We start from the raw sequence: 25,340 nt of genomic DNA, 5'->3' as shown, positions 1-25,340 counted from the left end.
CGAATTTAACATTCCGAAAACATTTCTGCTTATTCCTGTTGATGCTTCCGACCTATAGTGGGTGAATAAGGAAATAGAAGGAAGGGTGATGAGGAGTGACAGCGACTGTACTAGATCAACTAAAACCATCGGTGAACGAAAAAAATGAGAGTATTGATCCGAAAGCACCACTTAACGGAAACGATCAACGGCAAGTTGAAGAAGAAAAGCCTTCTGCGGGACAAGCCAGTGCTCACAAGGTTCGGCAGCCCGAAGCAAAGTCTTTGAAGGAATCAAAGCCAGCCGTGTCCAAGTCTGCGGCCTTGAGTCATTTTTTGCGTCAAGCGCCGACAATTGGGGCAGAGCGGACATGCCGGGAGACGATAGCGGTATTCAAAAAGCATCCGGATAGCGAATGTATCATTGTGACTGACGAGCATGGGGCTCCTATCGGATTAATGATGCGAAATCGTTTCTTCTTGAAGCTGGGACATCGTTTTAGCGCCGATTTGTACGATGATAAGCCGATTGCCAAGCTGATGGATGCAGAACCATTGCTGGTGGATCATGAGGATGAGCCCCAGCAGCTGATCGACAGCGCCTTAAGCCGTCATGACAGCGTCCTTTACGACTGCGTCATCGTCACGGAGAACAACCGGTTAGCAGGCGTTTTGACCGTGTCCGATATGCTTAAGCTGTCCAGCAAGCTGCGGCAGGAAGCAGTAGCTGCCCAAATGAACACCATTCGCTCGGCAGAGCTCCGCGTGAAGGAGATTGAACAAGCGGTCAGCAGCGTTCGCGTGTCTACAGAGCAAGGCGAGTCCTTGTCGGTGGAGATGGTTGATTTGACGCTTACGGGCAAAAACGAGCTGGATAAGGTCACGAAAGCTTTTGAGGCGATTGCGGTAAACTCGCAGCTGCAAGAAAAACGCATGAACGAGCTGCAGACGGAAGCGGGCTCCATCAGCAAAGTGTCCTTGTTAATCAAAGAGCTTGCGGAGCAAAGCAATTTGCTTGCGCTTAATGCTTCTATAGAAGCAGCGCGCGCAGGGGAGCATGGGCTCGGCTTTGCGGTGGTAGCTGGCGAAGTAATGAAGCTCGCCGGCCAAACAAAAAAATTCGCCAATGAAATCACAACTTTGACAAGAACCATCGTAGAAGCTATTTCGCATACGGCGACCTTGGCGCAAACCGGCCGTACGGAGACGGTTGCGAGCGAGGCCCATGTCAATGAGGCAGTAGAAGCATTTAACCGTTTGTTCCGGGCAGCTGCGGATAATCGAAACAGCGCCCAGCTGATCGGTTCCTTAACGGAGCAAGCGCATCAGCAATCCGTTCATGTAGCCGGCGAAATGGAAAAATTGCAGCAATCGTATTTTTAACATGGAGTTTACAAAAACAGAATACGAGGTTTACAAACGGCTAGTAGTATAAGAGGCACAGGGGCTGACCCTAAGAGAAAAATAAGAGGAGTGGTAGAGTTGTTGAAGAAAAAGGGCTTTAAGGGGATCTTGATGTTGTCGATGGTGGTGCTGCTGGCATTTGCAGCTGCATGCGGAAATAATACAAACGGCGCAAATAACGGATCAGAAAATACAGGAGCTTCGAATAATACAGCAACAAACGCACCGACGGAAGAGGCAGCCAAATTGTCAGGCGAAATTAAAATCGACGGTTCAAGCACGGTTTTCCCATTAACAGAAGCAGCAGCTGAAGAATTCAACAAAGAGCATCCGGATGTACGCGTTCCAGTCGGCGTATCCGGCACAGGCGGCGGCTTCAAGCAATTTTGCGCAGGCGAGATCGCAATCGCGGATGCTTCCCGTCCAATCAAAGAAGAAGAAGCAACGGCTTGTAAGGATGCAGGTATCGAGTACACTGAGCTTTCGGTAGCCTTTGACGGTTTGTCGGTTGTCGTTAGCAAAGACAATGATTTTATCGATCACTTGACGGTTGAAGAGTTGAACAAAATTTTCCTAACTGGCAGCACGGTTGCAACTTGGAAAGATGTTCGCGATTCCTTCCCTGCTGAACCAATCGTAATGTTCTCGCCAGGCGCTGATTCCGGCACTTATGACTATTTCAATGAAGCCATTCTTGATAAAGCAGGCATTCGCAATGATAAAGCAATCAGCTTCTCCGAAGATGACAATGCGCTTGTTCAAGGCGTATCCGGCAGCAAATACGGTATCGGCTACTTCGGCTTTGCTTACTATGAAGAGAACCAAGACAAATTGAAAGTTGTTCCGATTGACGGCGGCAGCGGCGCTATCACGCCATCTTATGACACGATCAAAGACGGAAGCTACGCACCATTGTCCCGTCCGCTTTACATCTATGCAAACAATAAAGAGCTTGAGCGTCCAGAAGTAAAAGAATTTGTGAAATACTACATCAACAACATTGGAACATTTGCTGGCGAAGTTGGTTATGTTGCCCTTCCAGATGAGCAGTACGCTACTGAAGCAGCAAAAATCCAATAATCAGTAAATAGGCTGAGTGAAAAAAATGTGGTGTCTCGAGGGACATCACATTTTTCTCGGCACATATGTAAACGAATTGTAAAGGCAAGAAGGAGGACGCCGCAATGTCAAAGCAAGGGCTGCAAACGGTCGATAAGGCTCAAACATTTAGCAAAGAAATCTATGATTTCAAAAATAAACGCGTAAGCATCATGAATACAGTGATGCCGATCCTATTGTTTCTGTGCGCATCCGTTTCCGTACTTACAACGATAGGAATCGTCGTCACACTCATCTCAGAAACCTATCAGTTTTTTCAGAAAGTACCTATTTTTGATTTCTTGTTTGGGACCAAGTGGTCACCGTTAATCGCGCCAAAAAGCTTCGGCGTTCTTCCGCTCTTGTCCGGCACGCTTATGATTACGATTATCGCCTGTTTAGTTGCTATTCCGCTTGGGCTTGCGAGCGCCATTTACTTGTCGGAATACGCGCCGAAACGGGTTCGCAAAATCATAAAGCCAATTCTAGAGGTGCTTGCAGGAGTGCCGACAATCGTGTACGGCTACTTCGCGCTAAGCTTAGTAACGCCCCTTATCCAAAGCATATTCAACAGCGCTGGTATTTTCAACGCGCTAAGCGCAGGTATCGTAGTCGGTATTATGATCATTCCTATGGTTAGCTCGTTAAGCGAGGATGCGATGTCAGCGGTTCCGCGCAGCCTGCGTGACGGTGCATATGCCCTGGGAGCTACAAGATTCGAAGTCGCCTTGAAAATCGTCGTGCCTGCCGCTTTTTCAGGTATCGTGGCTTCAGCGGTTCTCGCTTTCTCGCGTGCGATCGGCGAGACGATGATCGTTACGGTAGCAGCAGGCTCCACGCCTAATATGACCGCTAATCCGCTCGATAGTATCCAGACGATGACCGCTTATATCGTTCAGGTCAGTCTTGGAGATACGCCGCACGGAACGGTTGAGTACGGATCGATCTTTGCGGTCGGCATGACGCTGTTCGTCATAACGTTCCTGCTCAATATTCTTGCCCAATATATCGCAAGAAAATTCAGAGAGGAGTACTAAGATGAACATATTCCAAGATGCGAACCGCAAGCAAATCGCGGGTCGGCGGAAAACGGACTGGTTGCTCCATATGCTGTTCGTCGTAGCCACCTCCATCGGCGTGCTCGCGTTATGCGCGCTAATCATAGACATTTTAATCGACGGCATTTCAAGGCTTCAGCCTGATTTATTCACAAACTTTCCATCTCGTAAAGCCGATGGCTCAGGCATGAAATCCGCGCTGGTCGGCACGATCTATATGCTGCTAATCATGGCGCCGATCTCTTTTATTTTCGGTGTCGGAGCGGCCATTTATCTCGAAGAATATGCGAAGAAGGGCCGGATCACCCGGTTGATTCAGCTTAATATCAGTACGCTTGCGGGCGTTCCGTCCATCGTGTACGGTATTTTGGGTTTGACCCTGTTCGTCCGGCTGCTTGCGCTTGACCGCAGTCTCATTGCAGGCGCGCTTACGATGACGCTGCTCGTGCTTCCTATTATTATCGTTTCGGCGCAGGAAGCGATTCGCGCCGTTCCGAAATCACGCCGCGATGCTTCGTTTGCGCTTGGCGCAACGAAATGGCAAACCGTTTCCCGTTCGGTCATGCCTTCCGCGCTGCCAGGCGTTCTGACTGGCGTTATTCTTGCCATGTCGCGGGCAATTGGTGAGACGGCTCCGCTTGTCATGATCGGGGCATTGACGTATGTCGCATTTTTGCCGAATGGTATCAAGGATTCGTTTACGGTTATTCCGATTCAAGTGTACAACTGGTTGTCTAAGCCCCAACTTGAGTTCAAGGAGCTTGCGGCCAGCGGTATTATCGTTTTGCTAGCGCTGCTGCTGCTGATGAATTTCTCAGCCATCTTGCTTCGCAACAAATATCAGAAGAACGTTTAATCACGTTGCTGGCATCAGCATACCATTTTAGGAGGAAAACGATATGGAAGCACTTATTAATATTAACAAGCTGAATTTGTTTTACGGCGCTTTCCACGCTTTGAAGGACGTAACGCTGACGATTCCGGAGAAAGCGATCACGGCTTTCATCGGGCCTTCCGGCTGCGGCAAATCAACGCTGCTTCGTACGCTGAACCGCATGAATGACATGATTCCGGGCACTCGCATCGAGGGCGGCATCGCCATCGGCGGAACCGAGATTTATTCCAATGAAGTGGACGTAGAGACCCTTCGCAAAAAGGTAGGCATGGTGTTCCAGCAGCCAAACCCGTTCCCGAAATCGATTTATGATAATGTCGCATACGGTCCCCGCTTGCATGGGATTACAAGCAAACGGGAGCTTGACGAGATCGTAGAAACGAGCTTGAAATCCGCTGTGCTCTGGGATGAAGTAAAGGATCATTTGAAACGTTCGGCCTTCGGTCTATCCGGCGGACAGCAGCAGCGTTTGTGCATTGCCCGCGCGCTTGCCGTGAATCCGAATATTTTGCTCATGGATGAAGCGACCTCTGCCCTTGATCCGATTTCTACGCTCAAAATTGAAGAGCTTGCCCAAGAGCTGAAGGATAAATATACGATCGTGATGGTTACTCACAACATGCATCAGGCTGCCCGCGTATCGAACCAAACCGTGTTTTTCTTAAACGGGGAAGTCGTTGAATACTCGGAAACAGAGAAGCTGTTCTCGAATCCAACGGATCAACGCACGGAAGATTACATTAGCGGCCGCTTCGGCTAAGCCGGGGTCAGCCATAGAAATAACATAATAGTAGGAGGAATGCCGTTGTGATGGCCACGCGTAAAGAATTTGATTTGGGACTTGAGCATCTTCATAACCTATTGATCGAAATGGGTACATTTGTGGAACAGGCGCTGGTAGAATCGATGGAGGCCTTAAAGACCATTGATGTAGCCCGTGCCAAAACGGTCATCGAGAAGGATCCTAAGTTAAACCAGATGGAAGAGAAAATTACGGAAATCGGCTCGAAGCTTATTGCCACGCAGCAGCCGGTAGCCAAGGATTTACGCCGGATATTGTCCGCATTCAAGATCGCCAGCGATTTGGAGCGGATGGGCGATCTTGCTGTAGACATCGCTAAGGTTGTACTTCGCCTAGAAGGACAGACGCTCATTAAACCGTTGATCGATCTGCCGCGCATGGCAGAAATCGTTCAATTGATGACATATGAATCCATTCAATCCTTTATTCAAGAAAACGTGGATTTGGCGTACAAAATGGCGAAGGACGACGATCAAGTCGACGCCCTTTACGGACAAATTACACGTGAGCTCTATTCGCTTATGATGGAAAATCCCCGCAACATCACGCAATCGTCATTGCTAAGCTTTGTCGGACGTTATTTGGAGCGGTTCGGCGACCATGCAACAAACATTGGCGAAAGCGTCGTTTATCTCGTTACCGGCAGCAGACCGGATTTGAACGTATAATAGGACTACGCTAAAACCGTCGAAGCCAAAGCGCTTGGGCGGTTTTTTTTGTGCAAAGGACAAAAGAACTAATAAATGTCGAATTTTACCGAAATTTAATCATTTGATGCATCTCCATTCACAATTGACTGCTAAAGTTAGAAACAAAGGAACAGAAATAGAAGCAAATCGATCGAGGGGAAAATCATGAATGGAGTCGGGGTTGGTTTTTTCAATCGAGATATGCTCCGCAGCATCAAAGAGCGCTGGCATGAGGGCGGCATCGGTGTGATTTATGTCCGTTTCCGGCTGGGAAATGCCTTGTCAGAAGCTGCTTTGCAGCTTTGGGAGAGCAGAGAACAAAGACTCTTTTGGCGTCAGCGGCTAGAATGGGACTACTTTTTTTTGTTTGACCGGCAGCATAAGGATGAGCCGATCGACAAGGTCATTGAAAAAGCCTTGGAGCGGTTGTACGTCAGTTTACGGAAAAGCTGGGCAGCTGGAGGGAAGGAGAACGCAGAAGAATGCGAGACGGAACTCAGCATGGGGGTATCTACTGCTTATCCGCCCGCGACCGGACGTTCCTCGGAATCGGTCGTATACCGGATGATGCTGGATGCGATGGAGCAGAGCGCCTATCATCATCCGCTTGACAGGGAGCATAAGGAATCCGGCACGAATAGCCGATTGGATAAGGCGAGCTTCGGTCAGCTTGCGGCAGCAAGCCAAACATCGCACCTTCACGATGTAGCAGGACTTTACGGCAGATCCGTTAGAATTGGCACGCTCGCTGTTCCGTTTCCGATATTTCCTGCCCGGGCGAAAGTATCGGAGGTCGCCTACTTATTTGATACGAATGCAAAGGCGCAGGGTGTTGTGATTGTCGACCAAGGAAGACCGATCGGAATTCTAATGAAGGAGAAGCTGCATCAGATGCTTGCCGGGCAATTCGGGCAGCCGCTTTATTGGAATAAGCCGGTCGTGCGAATCATGAACGACCAGCCGCTCATCGTGGATGAACAGCTGACCGTCGAGCATGTATCGCAGCTGGCAATGGCGCGGGATTTTTCGCAGCTTTACGATGTGGTTCTCATTACGAAGGATGGGAAGATGGCGGGAGCGGCTTCGATTAGATCCATTCTGGAATGCATGACGACGCTCCGGACAGAGGCAGCGCGCACGGCTAATCCGCTTACGGGGCTGCCGGGGAACGAGGAAATCCAGCTTGAGCTGCGGCGCCGAATCGCTCAAGCGGAACCGTTTGCGGTCATCTATGCGGATCTTGATTATTTTAAATGGTATAACGATTGTTTTGGCTTCGGCATGGGTGATAATCTGATACGCTACCTGGGCGAATTGCTGCGCGGAGAGCTTGATCAACTTGGCGGCAGCGCCGATTTTATCGGGCATATCGGCGGGGATGATTTTATCGCGGTGACGAAGGCGTCCATTGCGGAGAGCTTATGCAAAGCATTGATCGCGCGTTTCGATCACGGCATTAAAGCGTTTTACGGCGGTGCCGAGATCAGTACTGTCGAGGATCGACACGGTAACCTTATTGAACGAGAGGGCGTAACGCTCTCCTTATCGCTGATGCTGTGGGATGGGGAAGTGCCGCTAACGACAGAGGAGATCCCTAGATTGGCCGCTAAGCTGAAAAAGCAGGCGAAGGCCCTGAAAGGCAGCGTTTGTGTCATCGATCAAATATCAGGAATGCACCATGGAGAGGAACGAAAGTAATTGAGACAACTTAGGGAGATATGGCGGCTAAAAAGCGGGAAAAACGAGAGCGCAGACCATCTTGGTATTATATATTTGTCCTGGCAGCTTCCGACTGGCAGTCAGAGAAACCGTGATTACTCCTTGCAGGAGCAATGGCGCTATTTTGCGGAGCGCGAGATAGATGCAGCATTCGGCAGTTCCTTGCTTTATGAGGGGTTGCAATGGATGAAGGAGGATTTATTCATTCATTTGCGAATGCCGGCAGGAAGCCAACGGCTGCTTGAGGGCTGGCTGCTTGAGCTTGCTCATAAACATACCACGGAGTGGGAGCGGCGTTTTGTTGAAGGACTGAGCATCGAGGAGCAGCTTTACTTAGAGAGAAAGCTTCATGCGGGGGTAGCCGTTTCTTCGAAGGATTCGCATGCTGCAGACGGTTTGGTTTGGTATGAGGTGATGAAAACGGCGATTTTGCACGGTCAATCGGCAGGGGCCATGGAGCGCAGCTTGAAGCGGCGGGAAATCGACCGCGTGATCGGCGAGCGGCTGATCAAGCCCGTATACCAGCCTATCGTCTCGCTGCAGCGCGAAGGGGAGGTGTTTGGCTACGAGGCGTTGACACGAACGGAGGATACGACTTGGTTCGGGGGCCCGCTGGAGCTGTTTCTTTTTGCTGAACAGCAAGGACTGACCTACTCGCTGGACCGCTTGGCACGGGAGAAGGCAATCGACGGCTGCATCACGCTCAAGCCAAACCAGAAGCTGTTCATAAACGTAATGGCGCAAATTATGGAAGACCCAAGCTTCTCGCCGGGACAAACGCTGACCCTGCTGGAGCAGCATCACTTGTCACCGCATCATGTCGTCTTCGAGATTACCGAACGGAGCGCCATTGCGGATTTCGGCACGGTAAAAAAAGCGCTTGAGCATTATCGCAGCCAAGGCTACCAGATCGCAATCGATGACGTTGGGGCAGGCTACTCCTCCCTGCAGTCCGTCGTGGAGCTGCGTCCCGACTATTTGAAGGTGGACCGTTCCATCATTCAGAACATTCATCTTGATGAGATGAAGGAACATATTTTGTATACATTGATCCAGCTTGCGGCCAAAATGGATATTTCGATTATCGCCGAAGGCATTGAACTCGAAGAGGAGCTCGCGAAGGTGCGGGAAATGGGTGTAGAGTATGCGCAAGGGTATTTGCTGGGCAGACCTAAAGCTTTTGATTCGCATAGGCAATAAATGATCGTAATGGGCTTTCCTATGGCAGCGATGCTTGGGACAAGCCCATTTTGTGGTATACTGGGAGGTATGAATGCTACATAAAGAAGGTGTTGATTCCCTATGGAAAAATGGATGCTCATTGATGGAAATAGTATAATTTACCGCGCGTTCTTCGCGATCCCGCCGCTGACGAATTCGTCCGGCAGCCATACGAACGCGGTATTCGGTTTTACGACGATGCTTCTTAAGCTGCTTGAGCAAGAAAAGCCGACACATGTGCTGGTCGCGTTTGATGCCGGCAAAATTACGTTCCGACATGAAGGTTATGCGGATTACAAAGGCGGAAGGCAAAAGACGCCGCCAGAGCTGTCCGAGCAATTTCCGGTGCTTAAGGAGCTGCTGAATGCCTTCAATATTTCCCAATTCGAGCTGTCAGGTTATGAAGCGGATGATATTATCGGAACGCTTACGAAAGCGGCTGACGAACAGGGCGTCGAGACGTTTGTCGTTACCGGCGACAAAGATATGCTGCAGCTGGCATCCGATAAGGTAACCATAGCGGTAACGCGCAAAGGCGTCAGCGAGGTGGACCTGTACACGCCAGAAGCGATTCAAGAGAAATACGGCCTTGTTCCGATGCAAATTATCGATCTAAAGGGACTTATGGGCGATGTGTCCGATAATATCCCAGGCGTGCCCGGCGTCGGCGAGAAGACGGCGCTTAAGTTGCTGCACGAGCATGGTTCGGTTGAAAACGTGCTGGATAATTTGGACAAGCTCAAAGGCAAACTCAAGGAAAATATCGAGAATCACAAGGAAGACGCCGCGATGAGCAAGAAGCTGGCGACTATTTTCCGTGAGGTTCCCATCGAGAAGAGCATGGAAGAGATTCGCTATGCGGGCTATGACGGTTCGAAGCTAGCCGAAGCGTTCCGCAAGCTTGAATTCAAATCATTGATCGAACGGCTTCAGCTCGGCGCGGAAGCCGGGGATATGGAAGAGGAAGCGCAGGCGGCGGCAGCTGATTTGAATATCCAAGTTATCGAGTCCGATCATGACGCGGAGAAACTGGCTAAGCTGGTCGAGCTGCTTGGGAAATCGGACAAAAACGGCCTGTATATCGAAGCCATAGGCGAAAATCCGCATCACGCGGTGCTGATTGGCCTCGCGGTTGCCACGGAGGAAGCGGTGTTTGCCCTTCCGTTCCAGGTGCTTAAGCAGCCTTTCGCTGCGAAGCTCCGGGATTGGCTGGAGCAGGCGGACAAGCCGAAATACGGCTTTGACCTGCATAAGGTTGAGCTTGCGCTTAAGTGGAGCGGAATTAACTTCGAGGGTTCAGCATTCGACGTTCAGCTCGCTGCCTACCTGCTTGATCCAACTGAAGCGAGCCAGACGCTGAGCGGCATCAACGAGAAGCAAGGGCTGTCTATGCTGCCTCCGGATGAAGCTGTATACGGGAAGGGCGCGAAGTTCAAAGTGCCAGATTCGGATACGTTGTACCGGCATTTGTCTCTGAAGGCGGAAGCGGTTCGGAAGCTGGTGCCGCTGTTAACCGAAGAGCTAAGCAATACGGGGATGAGCAAGCTTTATTTTGACATGGAGCACCCATTGTCACGTATCCTCGCCGGTATGGAGTTTCAGGGCATTAAAGTGAAATCCGAGGAGCTAGAGGCGCTTGGCCGCAATCTGGAGGGACAGCTTACGACCATTATTAGCAATGTGTACAAGCTCGCCGGCATGGAATTCAATATTGGTTCTCCAAAGCAGCTTGGCGAGGTTTTGTTCGAGAAGCTTGGGTTGCCCGCCAAGAAAAAGACGAAAACAGGCTATTCAACGGATGCAGAGGTGCTCGAGGAGCTCGCTCCCTATCATGACATTATCCCGCTAATCCTGCATTACCGCCAGCTCTCCAAGCTGCAGTCCACTTACGTAGAAGGGCTGTTGAAGGAGGTACGCAAGGAAACAGGCAAGATCCATACCTATTACCGCCAGACGATTGCAGCTACGGGACGTCTAAGCAGTCAATTCCCGAACCTGCAGAATATTCCGATCCGCTTGGAAGAAGGCCGCCAAATCCGCAAGGCATTCGTTCCGTCTGAGCCCGGCTGGTCCATTGTCGCAGCCGACTATTCGCAGATTGAGCTTCGGGTGCTTGCGCATATCGCAGACGATACGAATATGAAGGAAGCTTTTATCAAGGACATGGACATTCATACAAAAACCGCGATGGACGTATTCGGGGTACCGGCTGATCAAGTCGATTCCAATATGCGCCGCTCGGCTAAGGCGGTCAACTTCGGGATCGTATATGGAATCAGCGATTTCGGACTTTCACAGAACCTTGGCATTACGCGTAAAGAGGCTGGGAAATTCATCGAGGATTATAAGGAAGTATTTAAAGGCGTCCGTCAATATATGAGCGACATCGTCCTGCAAGCCAAGCGTGACGGCTATGTGGCGACGCTCCTGGAGCGGAGACGCTATTTGAATGACATCAACGCTTCGAACTTCAATCTGCGTTCCTTCGCGGAGAGGACAGCAATGAATACGCCGATCCAGGGCACGGCTGCCGACATTATTAAATTGGCGATGGTGCACATGGATGCGACGCTGCGCGAGCGCAAGCTGAAGAGCCGCATGCTCCTTCAGGTACACGATGAGCTCGTATTCGAGGTGCCGGAGGATGAGCTTGAGCTGATGAAGACGCTTGTGCCGGAGGTTATGGCAGGAGCGCTCCAGCTCGATGTTCCGCTTAAGGCAGATATGAGCTACGGTGACAATTGGTATGAAGCAAAGTAGCCCATTGGCGCGCAGTTTCGGGTATAATGGTTGTTGAGGTGAGGAGAAATGCCTGAATTGCCAGAGGTAGAAACCGTAAGACGAACATTAATTGAACTTGTAGCGGGAAAAAGGATTCAATCCGTATCCGTCAGACTCCCGCGTATTATACAGCGTCCCGCAGAGCCGGAGCAATTTGCCGACGCCTTAGTTGGACTCACGATTCAAACCGTAGAGCGGCGCGGCAAATTTTTGAGAATCCTATTGGACGGACTGGTCCTTGTATCCCATTTGCGGATGGAAGGCCGTTACGGCGTGTTTGCGTCAGAGGAACCGATCGAGCTGCATACGCATGTGATTTTCCATTTCGAGGACGGAACGGATCTTCGCTATAAGGATGTGCGCCAATTCGGCACGATGCATTTGTTCCAAGCCGGACAGGAGCTGGAGCTTCCCCCGCTTAACAAGCTGGGCATAGAGCCGCTTGAGCCGTCCTTTACGCTGGAAGCGCTGCGCGGCAAGCTGGAGAAGCGTACGACAAAAATAAAGCCGCTGCTGCTCAATCAGGAGCATATTGTCGGTTTGGGCAATATTTATGTGGATGAAGCCTTGTTTCAAGCCCGCATTCATCCTGAACGCACGCCGAATACGCTCAAGCCGGCGGAGTGGAAGCGGCTGTACGAAGCCATTCGTTCGACGCTTGCGCATGCCGTCGAGGCGGGCGGCTCATCGATTAAATCTTATGTAAACGGGCAAGGCGAGATGGGAATGTTCCAGCATCAGCTGCTCGTATACGGCAAGAAGGACGAGCCTTGCCCGACCTGCGCCAAACCGATTCATAAATTTGTCGTAGGGGGCAGGGGCACGCATATTTGCAGTAAATGCCAGCCATTATCCGCATCTGGGAAAGGCGCGGCGCAATAGCATTTCTTTATCGACATGCACAGACAAATACTCCCCGCATATGATAGGTGTGTTACGAACAATAGGCGGATGACTACTCACAGCGTTAACGTGAGCCGGATAACCGCCGTGCGGGGAGGGACTTTACGATTGTTCGCGCATGTTGCTTCGCTGTTAGTTCTTGCTTTTGCGGTTAGTTTAGACGGATTTGGTGTTGGTGTTACCTATGGCTTGCGGAGAATCCGCATCCCGTTGCTGTCGGTTCTTATCATTGCTTGCTGCTCCGGTCTGATTATTTATTTATCCATGCAGGTAGGAGGCTGGCTGACCGGTTTTCTATCCGAATTCGTAGCGCGACTCATTGGCGCATGCGTGCTGATATTAATCGGAGGCTGGGCGCTGCTGCAGCTTAGGCGGGGAAAGCGTAACGATGAAACAAACGGGACGGCTGACGCGTCTGCCGGTGAGAGCGCAGGTGCTACTGAAAACATTGCGAGATCGCATGCCGGAGAGATCGCAAGCGCGGCGCTTGTCGTTATGGTGGAGTTGAAGCGTCTTGGGCTGGTCATTCAAATTTTGCGAACGCCGCAAGCAGCGGATGTCGACAAATCGGGCACCATCTCAGCTTCGGAAGCGGTCATGCTCGGCGTAGCTCTATCACTCGATGCTTTCGGAGCGGGACTCGGCGCAGCGTTGATCGGTTTGCCAGCGCTGCTGACGGCATTAACGATAGCCGCTGCGAGTGCGATTTTCTTAGTCGGAGGCATCCGTTTCGGTTTTCGCTTCTCTGCTTGGAGGGGCATGCAGACATTATCTTTACTGCCAGGCATATTATTAATCATGATGGGAATCATGAAGTTGTTATAATTTGAGGTGAAATGGATGAAAATCGGATTAACCGGCGGTATTGCCAGCGGTAAAAGCACTATCGCGAGCTTGCTCGTGGAACGCGGTGCGCTGCTGGTCGATGCCGATCAAGTCGCAAGAGAGGTTGTGCTTCCCGGTGAACCGGCACTGGAGGCAATAGCCTCTACGTTCGGACAAGCCGTACTCGAGGCGGACGGTTCGCTTAACCGGAAGGCACTCGGTGAAATTGTATTTCGGGACAAAGACTCGCTTGCCAAGCTAGAAGCGATTACGCACCCGGCAATTCGCTCGCGCATGCAGGAAAAAATACATACCTATGCCGAGCAGTATCCCGAACGTTTAATTGTAGCGGACATCCCGCTTTTGTATGAAACCAAGCAGGAGCATCTCTACGATGGCATAATGGTCGTATACGTGCCTGCGGAATTGCAGAAGGTTCGTTTAATGGAAAGAAACCATGTTTCAGAAGAAGAAGCCGTTCGCCGGGTCTCGCTGCAGATGGATATCGAGCAAAAGCGAAGAAATGCCGATTGGGTTATTGATAACAGCGGTTCACTCGAGGAAACGAAGCGTCAGCTGGACGAATTTTGGAAAAGCCAGTGCCTGCCATGAGAGTGCTGCTGAAGAAAAGAGTATTGCTGTTGCTGCTGCTTGGATTAATGACTATTTTGTTTCTTAAATCCGACTGGCTTGCCACATGGATGTACCCCGTAAAATTTAAAGATGATATTCGGGCAAGCGCGTCAAATTACGGAGTCGAACCCCATTTGGTTGCTGCGATCATACGCAGTGAAACCAACTATCGGACAGGCCAGGATTCAAAGAAAGGCGCTTTGGGCTTAATGCAAATTATGCCGGATACGGCGAAGTGGGTCGTTCAGAAGGCGGGATTTGAAGATGTAACGGAGGATATGCTTCGTCATCGCGCAGATGTCAGTATCGAGGTCGGTTCATGGTATTTACAATCTTTGAATCAACAATTCGATGAAAATAAAATCGCAGCCGTTGCTGCGTACAATGCAGGTCCGGGCAATGTTCGGAAATGGCTGGATACCGGCGTATGGGATGGAACGATCGAATCGGTGAAGGAAATACCTTTTGGAGAGACGAGACACTATGTACAGCGGGTCATTTACTATTATAATAAGTATAAGGATTTATATCCGACCTTCTGATGGACGAGCATTTGCGGATTCGAAAATACAATGAAGCCTTGGAGGCCCGTCTCTTCGTGGACAGGCCCAGCCAAAGCTTCCGTTATTCATACAACTTTTAATGAATCATTATTTGTATTGACCAGCAAGGGATTGCTCGGCAATTTGCACTAGGCGACGGGTAATGTATCCCCCGATGGAGCCTGCGTCTTTTGTAGCCATGTTGCCGTAGTATCCGTCTTGCGGAATCGCGATGCCTAGCTCTTGAGCAACTTCAAATTTCATTTGATCAAGGGCAGCTGTCGCTTGTGGCACTACCAGTTGGTTACTGCTGCGGGATGCGCTCATGTATGTTCACCTCCTTGCGGTTGGTAAAAGTATTATGTGCAAAAATCAAAACTTCATTACAGGAATTTGATGGAAATTAAAATTATTTTTGAAGAGCTGATTTTCAAAGGCTTTTCGACGTAGAAAGGAGGCCAAACGCATCATGAAATGCCCATACTGCGACTATGCCGGCACGAAAGTATTAGATTCGAGGCCAGCCAACGAAAACAAATCGATTCGTCGCCGCCGTGAATGCGAAAAGTGCAGCCGCCGCTTCACGACATTCGAAATGATTGAAGAAACGCCTCTAATCGTCATCAAGAAGGATGGCAGCCGCGAAGAATTCAGCCGCGACAAAATATTACGCGGTCTTATTCGGGCCTGCGAGAAGCGTCCAGTGCCCGTAGAGCGACTGGAGGTTATCGTATCCGAGGTGGAGAAGGAGCTTCGCACAACGGCACACGCCGAAGTCGACAGCAGCGATATCGGTTCGATCGTAATGAATGAGCTGTATCCGGTTGACGAGGTAGCCTATGTCCGCTTCGCATCCGTATATCGCCAATTCAAAGATATCGACATGTTTATGAAGGAGCTTAACAACCTGCTCTCCAAACATCCGCTCAACAGTATGATAGATAAAGATTGACAGATCTTAGTGCCTTATGCTAAGATCAATCTTGTCGTCATTTGGGGCCTTAGCTCAGCTGGGAGAGCGCATCGCTGGCAGCGATGAGGTCAGGGGTTCGATCCCCCTAGGCTCCACCAAAAAAACAAAATCAACCACGTCCTCTGGACGTGGTTTTCTGTTTTATTGGTGGAAGCCCTAAGGAGGCGAACCCCGGGGTTCAGCCCGCGCGGACGTAATGAAGTGAGTAGGTTTCGAAGGAATACTTCTAATGTAGGAGCACGGCGTCTGAATCTACCGCTAAAAGTCCTCGTCGAGTAAGCATCGCCAGCCATTCAATCAAGATCCGGACATCCCAAGACGGCTAAGCGAGCAATGTGAGCTAAATCCCCCCTAGGATCCACTATAACTTATAGAAAAACCTGCCTCCTCTGGCAGGTTTTTTATTTTGCATACCATAAGATAGTTGCTTAATGAACGCTTGCACGCAGGAAGCGGAATCAATCAGGGATTCGTAAAGATGTTTGATTGTAAAGCTTTCTGAAATTTTCGCTAACATTTTATTTGCAGGAAAAAGTTTCAAATTAGCGAATGTGTATATGGAGGTGAAATATTTTGGGAAATAATGGGAAAGTGCCTCTAGTGAGTGAATTCATTAACAGATTATACAAAATAGATGACCCCGCGGCCATTGTTGTCACAATCCATTTATTTTGTGATAATGCATTAAATCAATTGATAAATCAAAAAAAGAAAACACCTGACAAATACATAACAGAACAATCTGCATTTATAGTTACACTTGATTTATGCTACAAGATTTATAGGACCAAGTTCTTGACATCCGACAAAAATGTAGGATGACATATACAACGATGACTATAGACTTCTATCTAACAAAGCCCCGACTTGTTTGGCCATGACTTTAGGCGAATAAGGCATTCCATTCCTGATCCACCATTCGATTACCCCTACATAAGCCGTTCCGGCATATTGCAGCATTACATCTTCATTTAGATCGGTATTTCTGCCGCTTTCTTTATCGATCTCCTCTTTGAATCCTATCATGACAAAATCAATAAGCCGATTTCTGAATGACGGTGCTCCTTTGCTCGCTAGCATGGTCGAAAAAAACAAATAATTGTTCTCGAAGTATTCAAAAAAGGGTAATAGAGCGTTGCTCCAATCCAGCTTGCATGCCCAATCACCCATCTCTCTTAATTCATTGATATGTGCCTCAATGAGTTTATCCAATAAATCAAATTTATCTTGGTAATGAAGATAAATGGTTCCTCGATTTATATTTGCCCGATCGGCAATATCCTGAATTGTAATGTCATCGAAATTCTTTTCCGTCATCAGCTCAATAACCGCTTTTTTCATGGATTCCTGCGATTTAAGAATTCTCCGATCCACTTTTGCCATCTTAAAGATCCACCAGACTTTCTTGGATAATTGACATTATCGAGAGTTATGTTGAGATATCAACAAATCACGTGTCTTTAACCATTGAGTTTACGTACTTAATTAAATAATAATAGACATAAGTTGATTAATCAATTCAATTTGATTAGATAACAGATATTGATATATGGAAAAGGAGACAAGGCCCATGTGCAAAACTCACGTTCTAAGTGTTCCATCTGCCAAAGCGGCATTTGAAAAGAGCACAATTGAAAGGAGACAATTACGATCGGATGACGTCTCGATCGATATTAAGTTTAGCGGCATTTGCCATTCCGATATTCATAGTGCCTACGGGGACTGGAAAGGCGGAATTTTTCCTATGGTGCCTGGTCATGAAATCACCGGGGTTGTAACGGCAGTAGGGAAGAAGGTCACGAAATTTGCTGTAGGTGATCGAGTTGGCGTAGGCTGTTATGTGGACTCTTGCGGCGAGTGCGAATATTGCATCCGAGGAGAAGAACAGCATTGTTCAAAAGGCTTTGTAGCTACCTATAACTCCTTGGACTACGACGGCAATCCAACCTATGGCGGTTACAGCCAAAAAATCGTAGTTACCGAAAGATTTGTTGTGCATATCCCGGATCGCCTGGAGTTAGATTTAGCCAGTCCGCTTTTGTGCGCCGGTATTACCACTTACTCCCCCTTGAAACGCTGGAATGCCGGTCCAGGAAAAAAGGTAGCGATTCTGGGAATGGGTGGTCTTGGCCACGTTGGGATACAGTTCGCGCATGCGATGGGGGCTGAAGTTACAGTCTTAAGCCGGGCGAAAGATAAGGAAAACGAAGCGTTGAGCTTTGGCGCGGATCATTACTTTTCAACTCTTGATCCTGGAACTTTCAACACGTTAGCCGGCCGTTTCGACCTGATTCTAAACACCGTGTCCGCCAATATCGACGTAGATTCGTATTTATCGCTACTTCGCGTAGACGGAACGCTTGTTAATGTGGGCGCGCCGGCGGAACCAAGTCAATACAACGTGTTCTCTCTAATCATGAGTCGCCGCAGTATTGCGGGGTCCTTGGTTGGCGGACTTCCGGAAACGCAAGAGATGCTTAATTTTGCTGCCGCCCATGGCATTACTCCTCAAATCGAGGTCATTCGTGCCGATCAAGTAGACGAAGCCTATGAACGAATTCTGCGCAGTGACGTACGGTACCGTTTCGTTATCGACATATCCACTTTATAGACCCGAATGGACGATAAAATTAAAAATCATTCACTCCGATTGGCTCTGATATTGGCCGCATTTTCCGCATTGGGGCCATTTACTGTTGATATGTATCTCGCGTCGCTTCCGCAGATCATGGATTTTTTCGGAACAAACGCATCCATGATTCAAGCGAGTTTAACCGCCAGCCTATTAGGATTAGGCTTAGGCCAGATGGTTATGGGACCTTTAAGCGATAGTTATGGAAGACGTACGCCATTGCTGATCTCCATGATTCTGTATATCGTTTCATCGCTCGGTTGTGCTTTTGTACCAAATATTGAATCCTTCATCGTTTTACGCTTCATCCAAGGGGTTGCCGCATCGGCCGGACTCGTGATTTCCCGTGCTATTGCTCGCGACAGATATAGCGGAGTCGAAATGACGAAATTTATCGCTCTGCTTACTATGATCAGCAATGCAGCTCCATTAGTTTCCCCGAATGCCGGAAGTGCCGTCACATCGTACAGCTCTTGGGTTGGCGTGTTTGTTTTTTTGGGGCTGTTAGGAATACTATTAACGGGGATCACAACATGGGGGTTAGAGGAAAGCTTGCCTATAGAGCATCGTGTCCCAAGTAACTTCAAGGCATTAATGAGGAACTACAATCGTTTGTTTCGTGATCGAACGTTTATGGGATATGCCCTTGTAAATGGTATTTTGTTCGCTGGTGTATTTGCCTTTGTTGCCGGCACTCCCTTTATCTATCAGAACATTTTTGGTGTGTCGCCGCATCTATTTTCGATCCTGTTTGCAATGAACGGTCTCGCTATTATGATTGGATCGCAAGTTGTCAAACGAGTGGCTGGTCGGCTGACGGAACAAAGTATATTTCGGATTGGATTATCGTTGTCCTTTGTTTCTACTTCCGCTATCCTGATTACAGTTCTTTTTAATGGCTCATTATCGGCAATATTTGTTTCTACCTTCTTATTCGCTGTATCCATCGGAATCATTGGACCTGTTTCTTTTACCTTAGCGATGGAGCCGCATGGACAAATTGCGGGGAGTGCGTCTGCCGTGCTCGGCACTTTTCAATTTGCATTAGGCGCAGTTACTTCTCCGCTTGTGGGAATTGCGGGCGAGAATTCGGCCATTCCTTTCGGAATCGTTATTTTTACAACCAGTCTACTGGCTATCGTTTCCTATATCGTCCTCATTAGGAAGGTGAAGACCGTAAGGGGTAGACACAACAACGTGGAAACAAATACCTAACTCATACGGAGGGACTTAGAATATTAAAATCAGAAGCGTATACGGCCCCGCATGTACGGTGGTATGAGAGAAAGGAGGCTGGCCGCCTCCTCCTACTTGATTTATTAATGGGATATAAGGAGCAGTTTGCCGTGGCAGCTGCTTCTTTTCTTTATTAAGCTAACGGGCAAGTTAGCTCAGTAAGAACCCGACGCAACTTCAGGATTTACTTAGGCTGAATAGGATCGCTAGGGAACTTTGCAGTGACGGAGTTCGGCTCGAACCATGGTTTTTAATGAGATTAATGATAGCGGGAAATCAAAAAAGAACCTGGTAGCTTTATCAGGTTCTTGTAGATTGCATATAAACAGACACGATGATATAATCAGATCAGGACTTTATAGGTTAAAATGACATAATTGTTTCATCTTACATTTAAAGTGTACCATGCCGGTGAACTCTTGTCAAATATTTTTCTCAATTTAATGGTTAGGAGTGATATTGAATGAGTTCTTTGGTTCTCGGTTTTCAGGAAATGGAAAAAACGCAGCTTTTGCTCGTTGGCGGAAAAGGGTTAAATCTAGGGGAATTATCAAAAATTGATGGAATACAAGTACCAGAAGGATTTTGTGTTACAACAGTGGGTTATCAAAAAGCCATCGAACAAAACGAAATGTATCATACTTTGTTGGATCGACTAACCATGCTAAAAGCAGAAGATCGAGATCAAATTGGTGAAATCTGCAGGAAGATTCGACAAATCATTTTGGAAGTAGAAATTCCTTCCGATGTTGTGAAAGCAGTTACTCACTATCTCTCCCGGTTTGGTGATGAACATGCATATGCAGTGCGTTCTAGTGCGACCGCTGAAGATTTACCACATGCCTCTTTTGCTGGTCAACAAGAAACCTATTTAAATATCATCGGCAAAGAAGCAATCATGCAGCATATCAGCAAATGTTGGGCTTCCTTATTTACGGATCGCGCGGTAATCTACCGTATGCATAATGGATTTGACCACAGTCAAGTATATTTATCCGTTATCGTTCAAAGGATGGTTTTCCCACAAGCTTCCGGGATTTTATTTACCGCTGATCCGATTACTTCTAACCGAAAGATGCTATCAATCGATGCCAGTTTTGGACTTGGAGAAGCGCTGGTCTCTGGCTTGGTATCTGCCGATTGTTATAAAGTACAGGAAGAGGAAATCGTCGATAAGATGATTGCAACCAAAAAATTGGCTATCTATGGACTAAAAGAAGGCGGAACAGAGACACAGGAGATCGATCCTGATCAGCAAAAGACTCAAACACTTACTGAACCGAAAATTTTACAACTGGCACGCATCGGAAGACAGATCGAAGCTTATTTCGGCCGCCCCCAGGACATCGAATGGTGTTTGGTTGATGATACATTTTATATTGTCCAGAGTCGGCCAATCACTACTTTATACCCGATCCCTGAAGCGAATGATCAAGAAAATCACGTCTATGTATCGGTCGGTCATCAACAAATGATGACCGACCCCATGAAACCATTGGGACTGTCTTTTTACCTGTTAACCACTCCTGCACCCATGCGTAAAGCTGGTGGAAGGTTGTTTGTTGATGTTACACATATGCTGGCTTCACCTGTCAGCAGAGAAACTTTCTTAAATACCCTGGGAAAATCCGATCCGCTCATAAAAGACGCATTTATGACCCTAATAGAGCGAGATTTTATAAAATCGTTACCAGATGATAGAAAAGAACTGAGTCCCGGTAATAGCAGTAAAGGTTGGTCGTCTGCAGGTTTTCAAGCACAAATCGAAAACGATCCGGCAATCGTTTCTGATTTGATTAAGAACAGTCAAACATCGATAGAAGAATTAAAACAAAACATCCAAACGAAATCAGGAGCAGATTTATTTGATTTTATTCTGGAAGATCTCCAGGAATTAAAGAAGATCTTATTTGACCCACAAAGTTCAAAAGTTTTTATGACGGCTATGAATGCTTCGTCATGGATCAATGAAAAAATGTACGAGTGGTTAGGTGAAAAAAACGCAGCAGATATGCTTTCTCAATCTGTACAAAACAACATTACTTCGGAAATGGGTCTGGCGCTATTGGATGTCGCAGATGTGATTCGTCCTTATCCGGAAGTCATTGATTATTTAAAACATGTAAAAGATGATAATTTTTTGGATGAACTGGTTAAGTTTGATGGTGGACAGGAAACTCAAGACGCTATCTATGCTTATCTCAACAAATACGGAATGCGATGTGCCGGTGAAATCGATATTTCGAGAACTCGTTGGCGTGAAAAACCAATTACGCTTGTCCCCATGATTCTCAGTAATATCAAAAACTTTGAGCCGAATGCTGGCAATCGGAAATTTGAGCAAGGGCGACAGGAAGCTTTAGAAAAAGAACAAGAATTATTAGAACGATTGAAGCAATTACCGGATGGTGAACAAAAAGCCTATGAAACAAAACGAATGATCGACCTAATCCGGAATTTCATCGGTTATCGTGAATATCCAAAATACGGCATGATTAATCGCTACTTCGTTTATAAGCAGGCTTTGCTGAAAGAAGCCGAACGACTCGTACAAGCTAGCGTTATTCATGAAAACGAAGATATATACTATCTTACTTTTGAAGAACTTCACGAAGTCGTACGCACAAATAAACTGGATTATCAGATCATCAGTAAACGAAAAGACGATTACAAATTTTTTGAAAAACTAACTCCCCCACGTGTAATCACGTCTGATGGTGAAATCATTACGGGTGAGTACAAACGAGAAAATCTGCCAGACAAAGCAATTGTAGGTCTACCTGTTTCTACCGGAGTTATAGAGGGACGGGCACGTGTCATCTTAAACATGGAAGATGCTGATCTGGAAGATGGAGATATATTAGTCACCGCCTTTACTGACCCTGGCTGGACATCATTGTTTGTATCCATTAAAGGCCTGGTTACCGAAGTTGGCGGACTGATGACCCATGGAGCCGTTATCGCTCGTGAATATGGCTTGCCGGCAGTTGTCGGAGTGGAGAATGCTACCAAACTGATAAAAGATGGGCAACGTATTCGCGTGCATGGAACAGAAGGGTATATCGAAATTTTGTAATGGCTGAATACGTCAAGTAAAAGCCTTTGGCAGTAAATCAATTGCAGTGAAGAAGTCAGGGGTTCAGTCCGCGCGGACAGAGCGAATGAGAAGGAGCACGGCGTCTGAATCAATCGCTAAAACTCCTTACCGAGTAAGCTACGTCAGCAATATAATCATGATTCAGTCTGCCATTAATGGAAAGGCGAGCTTATTTCAGGTCTCTTCCCCTAAGTTCCAACCAAACAAAAACCTTGTGGCATCGAGAAATCCCGTTGCCACAAGGTTTTTTATATAGCATTGATTTGCAGAAAATAATGCCATAGTCACAGTGCGGATCATGCAGACCTGACGTCAGACAAAACTTAAATAGGATCATAAGCTTCGGTAATTTTCATACGGAGGTTTTTAACATGTAAGTATAAAAATATGGTTGACATGACACTAAAAGGTGTCCTATAATAAAAATGACACTAAATGGTGTCGGATTGGTGGCAGCCATTTGAAAAGCTTGGAATCTAAATAAGTTCACTTGAAACAATTATGAGGAGGAATGAGTATGATTATCGGTGCGGAAACAACCGCGAAAGTCGAAACCCAGCCCGAGGAAAAATGATTGCTTATTGGACAGTCACATTACTACTTGCAGCAGCTGTTATGTTAAGTGGTATCGGGCAATTGATGCAATATGGGGGAAACGTCGAGTTAGTGACGAATCTTGGTTACCCATTATACGTCATGACCATTCTCGGGATTTGGAAAGTGCTTGGAGCCATCGCTCTCGTCATGCCAGGTTTTCCTCGGCTTAAAGAATGGGTTCACGCTGGCATCTTCTTTTTAATGACTGGTGCGGCTTTATCTCATGCGTTTGCTAATGATTATGGTGATAGCGGGTTTAATATTATCCTTCCGTTTTCATATGCTGCACTAAATATTGCCTCGTGGGCGCTACGACCTAAGAGCCGTAAGCTTTAAGGAGTTGGGGGAATTAATGGATTCCCTTCGTTTAATCTACTCCAGAAAACAATAATTTTGGAGGGAGAATGCTATGAGTGAGAACAACCAGTTGCGGGATGTGTTTGACGCGATTGCAGATCCAACTAGGCGCCGATTAATTCGTCTGTTAGCAGAGGCAGAGGAAGTACCGCTTCATGAATTAACGGAACAGTTTCAAATGGGCCGTACAGCGGTATCCAAGCATTTGACAATCCTTAAAGAGGCCGGACTGGTACTTGACCGAAAAGTCGGCAGAGAAACGCGATTTAGGCTAAATGCCTCGCCGCTCAGAGAAATTCAAGATTGGGTGGCTTTCTATAGCAAGTTCTGGAGTATGAATATGTTGCGCTTGAACCAACTATTAGAGGAGGAAGAAGAATGAACTTAACATTATCCTTGGATTTTCAGTATACGACATCGATCGAGAAGCTTTGGTCCGCGTTAACCGATTCAAATAAGCTATCCAAGTGGGTGGCCAATATCCACACTGGTCAAGCGATGGAAAATGATTTTAAGCCTGTCGTAGGACATCGGTTTCAGTTTCGCACGCAGCCGACCGAATGGTGGGATGGAATTATTGACGGCGAAGTGCTTTTTGTTGATGCGCCAAACCAGGTGTCTTATACTTGGGTCAGCGGAGGAGAGAAGCACACGGTCACCTGGAAGCTGCAGGATTTAGGCGACGGAAAGGTTAACCTTCATCTCGAACAAACCGGACTCTCAAATGCTCAAGCTCTTAATGGAGCTAAGTATGGATGGAGTAAATGGTGCGGCGAGCTTGAAACGGTGTTGGAACAATAACCGCATTCGGCAAATTGGCCGTTACAGAAAGAATTGATGCAATTGAAAATGATCATACTTGACTATTAGCCAATGAGGAGTGTTCCTTTATGACGACAAGTAAAATGAATCCTAAGGTTGACGGATTTTTAAGAAAGGCTAAAAATTGGAAGGAAGAATTCGAGGAGTTGAGAAAAATCGTTCTTGACTGTGAGCTGACTGAAGATTTTAAGTGGATGCATCCTTGTTACACGTTTCAAGGTAAAAACATCGTTTTAATACATGGGTTTAAAAATTACTGCGCGCTTCTGTTTCACAAAGGCGCCTTGTTAAAAGATCCCCATGGGATTCTAGTCCAACAAACGGAAAATGTGCAGGCGGCTCGCCAAATTCGGTTCACCAGTGTTCAAGAAATAGATGAGATGCAGCTGATCTTGAAAGCTTATATTGATGAAGCCATTGAAGTTGAAAAAGCCGGCTTGCAAGTGGACTTTAAAGAGCATACAGAATACATCATCCCTGAAGAATTACAAAATAAATTCGTTGAAATCCCTGATTTGAAAACGGCTTTTGAAGCATTGACGCCGGGACGGCAAAGAGCGTACATTTTTCATTTTTCTGAACCCAAGCAATCCAAAACTCGAGAGTCAAGGGTTGAAAAATATTTGCCGCATATTCTGGATGGAAAGGGGTTAAATGATTAACATCTTTTTTTGTAAAATTCGATGAACGCCCGCCAAAATGCCGAATAATAGCGCATTATATTTTCCCCCGACCATGAAAAAGCTCCCCTTACAGTAAAAGGTTTTATTTTTTAACCTGTCCACCGTAAGGGGAGCATATTACATTAATCGTACTAAACTCAGTTATAAAGCCAAAGTAACAATCTGGAATTGTTGTCATCGCGAGGAGTACCATATCGAGGGCATGTTCTCTTCAGGGTATTCAGCATTGTCATCCTCGGGCCAATAAAAGAAGGTAATTCCGATGGAATCGAAAAAGCTTTTTCCAATCTCTTCTTCAATTTCCCGCTCAAGTTCTTCCATCTTCTTCAATGCTGTAAAAGCAGGATAGGTAGTTTGTTGAATCTTTAATATCAAAATTTGATCATCTCATCAAG

General features: G+C 47.2%; 22 protein-coding genes, 1 tRNA gene and 1 pseudogene. 22 read left to right on the top strand and 2 right to left on the bottom strand.

Annotation, left to right across the window (positions count from 1 at the left end; genetic code table 11):
* The first annotated feature begins 95 nt into the window (after positions 1–95).
* The 13 genes from ACN6MW_RS03635 to ACN6MW_RS03575 all read left to right on the top strand — a co-directional run bounded on the left by ACN6MW_RS03635 (position 96) and on the right by ACN6MW_RS03575 (position 14,548).
* Entirely contained in the window at positions 96–1,361 is a 1,266-nt protein-coding gene (locus ACN6MW_RS03635; RefSeq protein WP_419874266.1) for a methyl-accepting chemotaxis protein, read from the top strand.
* 99 nt (positions 1,362–1,460) lie between these two features.
* Positions 1,461–2,462, top strand: a complete 1,002-nt coding sequence (locus ACN6MW_RS03630; RefSeq protein WP_419874265.1) for a PstS family phosphate ABC transporter substrate-binding protein — start codon at positions 1,461–1,463, stop codon at positions 2,460–2,462.
* 191 nt (positions 2,463–2,653) lie between these two features.
* The gene (gene pstC, locus ACN6MW_RS03625) at positions 2,654–3,517 is read left to right on the top strand and encodes a phosphate ABC transporter permease subunit PstC (protein WP_419876264.1); all 864 of its coding nucleotides are present in this window, start codon (positions 2,654–2,656) and stop codon (positions 3,515–3,517) included.
* A 1-nt stretch (position 3,518) separates the two neighbouring features.
* Positions 3,519–4,394 carry a phosphate ABC transporter permease PstA gene (pstA, locus tag ACN6MW_RS03620; protein WP_419874264.1) on the top strand — a complete coding sequence of 292 codons (876 nt, stop codon included), beginning with the start codon at positions 3,519–3,521 and terminating at the stop codon, positions 4,392–4,394.
* A gap of 43 nt (positions 4,395–4,437) precedes the next feature.
* Positions 4,438–5,193, top strand: coding sequence for a phosphate ABC transporter ATP-binding protein PstB (gene pstB / locus ACN6MW_RS03615; protein ID WP_364153055.1), 756 nt, complete (start codon positions 4,438–4,440; stop codon positions 5,191–5,193).
* Positions 5,194–5,243: 50 nt separating this feature from the next.
* Positions 5,244–5,903, top strand: a complete 660-nt coding sequence (gene phoU / locus ACN6MW_RS03610; protein WP_364153058.1) for a phosphate signaling complex protein PhoU — start codon at positions 5,244–5,246, stop codon at positions 5,901–5,903.
* A gap of 186 nt (positions 5,904–6,089) precedes the next feature.
* A complete protein-coding gene (locus ACN6MW_RS03605; RefSeq protein ID WP_419874263.1) occupies positions 6,090–7,622 on the top strand; it encodes a GGDEF domain-containing protein in 1,533 nt (510 codons plus the stop codon).
* Positions 7,623–8,843: an EAL domain-containing protein gene (locus ACN6MW_RS03600; protein WP_419874262.1), complete on the top strand. Its 1,221-nt coding sequence runs from the start codon at positions 7,623–7,625 to the stop codon at positions 8,841–8,843.
* Between the two features lie 102 nt (positions 8,844–8,945).
* Positions 8,946–11,624, top strand: coding sequence for a DNA polymerase I (polA, locus tag ACN6MW_RS03595; protein ID WP_419874261.1), 2,679 nt, complete (start codon positions 8,946–8,948; stop codon positions 11,622–11,624).
* A 48-nt stretch (positions 11,625–11,672) separates the two neighbouring features.
* Positions 11,673–12,527, top strand: a complete 855-nt coding sequence (gene mutM, locus ACN6MW_RS03590) for a DNA-formamidopyrimidine glycosylase (protein ID WP_419874260.1) — start codon at positions 11,673–11,675, stop codon at positions 12,525–12,527.
* Positions 12,528–12,656: 129 nt separating this feature from the next.
* Positions 12,657–13,373: a sporulation membrane protein YtaF gene (ytaF, locus tag ACN6MW_RS03585; RefSeq protein WP_419876263.1), complete on the top strand. Its 717-nt coding sequence runs from the start codon at positions 12,657–12,659 to the stop codon at positions 13,371–13,373.
* 15 nt (positions 13,374–13,388) lie between these two features.
* Positions 13,389–13,985: a dephospho-CoA kinase gene (gene coaE, locus ACN6MW_RS03580; protein WP_419874259.1), complete on the top strand. Its 597-nt coding sequence runs from the start codon at positions 13,389–13,391 to the stop codon at positions 13,983–13,985.
* On the top strand, positions 13,982–14,548 hold the full coding sequence (locus ACN6MW_RS03575) for a lytic transglycosylase domain-containing protein (RefSeq protein WP_419876262.1): 567 nt from the start codon (positions 13,982–13,984) through the stop codon (positions 14,546–14,548). Before coaE ends, ACN6MW_RS03575 begins: the two co-directional genes overlap by 4 nt.
* Positions 14,549–14,656: 108 nt before the next feature.
* Here ACN6MW_RS03575 and ACN6MW_RS03570 read toward each other — a convergent pair whose 3' ends face one another.
* Positions 14,657–14,875: an alpha/beta-type small acid-soluble spore protein gene (locus ACN6MW_RS03570; protein ID WP_169085206.1), complete on the bottom strand. Its 219-nt coding sequence runs from the start codon at positions 14,873–14,875 to the stop codon at positions 14,657–14,659.
* 142 nt (positions 14,876–15,017) lie between these two features.
* Here ACN6MW_RS03570 and nrdR point away from each other — a divergent pair, with 142 nt between their 5' ends.
* Positions 15,018–15,500, top strand: coding sequence for a transcriptional regulator NrdR (gene nrdR, locus ACN6MW_RS03565; RefSeq protein WP_308999348.1), 483 nt, complete (start codon positions 15,018–15,020; stop codon positions 15,498–15,500).
* A gap of 43 nt (positions 15,501–15,543) precedes the next feature.
* A tRNA-Ala gene (locus ACN6MW_RS03560) sits at positions 15,544–15,619 on the top strand.
* A gap of 739 nt (positions 15,620–16,358) precedes the next feature.
* On the opposite strand, the gene ACN6MW_RS03555 is transcribed toward ACN6MW_RS03560, so the two are convergent.
* Positions 16,359–16,904, bottom strand: a complete 546-nt coding sequence (locus tag ACN6MW_RS03555) for a TetR/AcrR family transcriptional regulator (protein WP_419874258.1) — start codon at positions 16,902–16,904, stop codon at positions 16,359–16,361.
* A 187-nt stretch (positions 16,905–17,091) separates the two neighbouring features.
* Here ACN6MW_RS03555 and ACN6MW_RS03550 point away from each other — a divergent pair, with 187 nt between their 5' ends.
* The 7 genes and pseudogenes from ACN6MW_RS03550 to ACN6MW_RS03520 all read left to right on the top strand — a co-directional run bounded on the left by ACN6MW_RS03550 (position 17,092) and on the right by ACN6MW_RS03520 (position 24,924).
* The gene (locus ACN6MW_RS03550; protein ID WP_419874257.1) at positions 17,092–18,132 is read left to right on the top strand and encodes an NAD(P)-dependent alcohol dehydrogenase; all 1,041 of its coding nucleotides are present in this window, start codon (positions 17,092–17,094) and stop codon (positions 18,130–18,132) included.
* 6 nt (positions 18,133–18,138) lie between these two features.
* Positions 18,139–19,368 carry a multidrug effflux MFS transporter gene (locus ACN6MW_RS03545; RefSeq protein ID WP_419874256.1) on the top strand — a complete coding sequence of 410 codons (1,230 nt, stop codon included), beginning with the start codon at positions 18,139–18,141 and terminating at the stop codon, positions 19,366–19,368.
* Between the two features lie 484 nt (positions 19,369–19,852).
* Positions 19,853–22,465, top strand: coding sequence for a phosphoenolpyruvate synthase (gene ppsA / locus ACN6MW_RS03540; protein WP_419874255.1), 2,613 nt, complete (start codon positions 19,853–19,855; stop codon positions 22,463–22,465).
* Positions 22,466–22,997: 532 nt separating this feature from the next.
* Positions 22,998–23,419, top strand: a pseudogene (locus tag ACN6MW_RS03535) (DoxX family protein).
* Between the two features lie 73 nt (positions 23,420–23,492).
* On the top strand, positions 23,493–23,822 hold the full coding sequence (locus ACN6MW_RS03530) for an ArsR/SmtB family transcription factor (RefSeq protein ID WP_419874254.1): 330 nt from the start codon (positions 23,493–23,495) through the stop codon (positions 23,820–23,822).
* Entirely contained in the window at positions 23,819–24,241 is a 423-nt protein-coding gene (locus tag ACN6MW_RS03525; RefSeq protein ID WP_419874253.1) for an SRPBCC family protein, read from the top strand. Before ACN6MW_RS03530 ends, ACN6MW_RS03525 begins: the two co-directional genes overlap by 4 nt.
* An 89-nt stretch (positions 24,242–24,330) precedes the next feature.
* A complete protein-coding gene (locus tag ACN6MW_RS03520; protein WP_364153131.1) occupies positions 24,331–24,924 on the top strand; it encodes a YdeI/OmpD-associated family protein in 594 nt (197 codons plus the stop codon).
* Positions 24,925–25,340: the final 416 nt, after the last annotated feature.

This window comes from Pristimantibacillus sp. PTI5 (assembly GCF_048572955.1).
GTDB lineage: Bacteria > Bacillota > Bacilli > Paenibacillales > Paenibacillaceae > Pristimantibacillus.
This window is presented reverse-complemented; position numbering and strand designations above follow the sequence as displayed.

Coding starts and splice junctions, on each gene's coding strand:
- pstC (WP_419876264.1), top strand. CDS start 2,654: ATGAATACAGTGATGCCGATCCTATTGTTTCTGTGCGCATCCGTTTCC.
- pstA (WP_419874264.1), top strand. CDS start 3,519: ATGAACATATTCCAAGATGCGAACCGCAAGCAAATCGCGGGTCGGCGG.
- pstB (WP_364153055.1), top strand. CDS start 4,438: ATGGAAGCACTTATTAATATTAACAAGCTGAATTTGTTTTACGGCGCT.
- phoU (WP_364153058.1), top strand. CDS start 5,244: ATGGCCACGCGTAAAGAATTTGATTTGGGACTTGAGCATCTTCATAAC.
- ACN6MW_RS03605 (WP_419874263.1), top strand. CDS start 6,090: ATGAATGGAGTCGGGGTTGGTTTTTTCAATCGAGATATGCTCCGCAGC.
- polA (WP_419874261.1), top strand. CDS start 8,946: ATGGAAAAATGGATGCTCATTGATGGAAATAGTATAATTTACCGCGCG.
- mutM (WP_419874260.1), top strand. CDS start 11,673: ATGCCTGAATTGCCAGAGGTAGAAACCGTAAGACGAACATTAATTGAA.
- coaE (WP_419874259.1), top strand. CDS start 13,389: ATGAAAATCGGATTAACCGGCGGTATTGCCAGCGGTAAAAGCACTATC.
- ACN6MW_RS03575 (WP_419876262.1), top strand. CDS start 13,982: ATGAGAGTGCTGCTGAAGAAAAGAGTATTGCTGTTGCTGCTGCTTGGA.
- ACN6MW_RS03570 (WP_169085206.1), bottom strand. CDS start 14,875: ATGAGCGCATCCCGCAGCAGTAACCAACTGGTAGTGCCACAAGCGACA.
- nrdR (WP_308999348.1), top strand. CDS start 15,018: ATGAAATGCCCATACTGCGACTATGCCGGCACGAAAGTATTAGATTCG.
- ACN6MW_RS03555 (WP_419874258.1), bottom strand. CDS start 16,904: ATGGCAAAAGTGGATCGGAGAATTCTTAAATCGCAGGAATCCATGAAA.
- ACN6MW_RS03550 (WP_419874257.1), top strand. CDS start 17,092: ATGTGCAAAACTCACGTTCTAAGTGTTCCATCTGCCAAAGCGGCATTT.
- ACN6MW_RS03545 (WP_419874256.1), top strand. CDS start 18,139: ATGGACGATAAAATTAAAAATCATTCACTCCGATTGGCTCTGATATTG.
- ppsA (WP_419874255.1), top strand. CDS start 19,853: ATGAGTTCTTTGGTTCTCGGTTTTCAGGAAATGGAAAAAACGCAGCTT.
- ACN6MW_RS03530 (WP_419874254.1), top strand. CDS start 23,493: ATGAGTGAGAACAACCAGTTGCGGGATGTGTTTGACGCGATTGCAGAT.
- ACN6MW_RS03525 (WP_419874253.1), top strand. CDS start 23,819: ATGAACTTAACATTATCCTTGGATTTTCAGTATACGACATCGATCGAG.
- ACN6MW_RS03520 (WP_364153131.1), top strand. CDS start 24,331: ATGACGACAAGTAAAATGAATCCTAAGGTTGACGGATTTTTAAGAAAG.